Source organism: Bacillus sp. AFS037270, from assembly GCF_002585305.1.
This window is the reverse complement of the sequence record NZ_NUNF01000153.1, coordinates 1-377: the sequence shown is the minus strand read 5'-3', so window position 1 is coordinate 377 and position 377 is coordinate 1. Positions and strand designations below refer to the sequence as shown.

Sequence of the window (377 nt, the reverse complement as noted above, 5' to 3'; positions counted from 1 at the left end):
GAGTGTTCTACACCAATATTGGGATCGGCAAAGAAAAACCGGTTTCCACCCTCCGGAGTAGTATTGGTTTCATCCACAGCCTGTTGGAGAAACAATTTGGATTCGTTCGCAAGCTGCAAGCTTCTTTCATGTATGATCTGCAAGTGATGTTCTGTTAAAAATCCAGCAACCACTCCTCCAGGTATTCCCTCTGTCACAATTCCTAATGCGACAAGTAATACTTCTACAGCGCTTAGATCGCTATGCTCAGAAACAGGAGGATAGTATCCCGTTACAATGACTTTAGCATTTGGAAAGGTTTTGGCCACTTTAGTAAATAAAATTTTACTATTATCAAGGAATTGAGTCCGATTAAGCTCACTCAAATCATCTTGATT

The 377-nt window shown here is 40.6% G+C and carries 1 protein-coding gene; it reads right to left on the bottom strand.

Translation table 11 applies throughout. The features are described 5' to 3' along the window. On the bottom strand, window positions 1-377 hold a 377-nt coding region (locus COD92_RS32470; RefSeq protein ID WP_176550513.1), incomplete at both ends, for a hypothetical protein.